1 protein-coding gene is annotated in these 323 nt (G+C 57.0%); it reads left to right on the plus strand.

Annotated features, from left to right (window positions below; all coding sequences use genetic code 11):
- On the plus strand, positions 1-323 hold a 323-nt coding region (locus AC1RPG_RS08585), incomplete at both ends, for a hypothetical protein (RefSeq protein ID WP_481762567.1).

A 323-nucleotide genomic window follows, 5' to 3' on the forward strand; every position in this document is an offset into this window, starting at 1 on the left:
GTCCACGTCCGGTACTACTGGTGATCTGGTGCAGCGCTGGCAGGGTATGGACAGCATGTACTTCCGGTCGCGTATCAGTGGCACTTGGAGCGGGTGGTTGCAGCTGAGCAACGGTTCATTGCCACCGGCTACGACCTCGACGCTGGGTGCCGTTATCGTCGGCGCTGGTCTGAACGTGACATCCTCAGGATTGCTGAGCACGCAGATTCAATCAGTCAATGGCAAGACCGATCAGTATTTGGTTCTGACTGCCAACGATGTTGGTGCGATTCCATCTGACCAGATAGACAAACCGGGCGGCGTTGCCGGCCTATCGGCAATTC

This window comes from Dellaglioa sp. CoH-57-MRSF-18 (genome assembly GCF_056781995.1).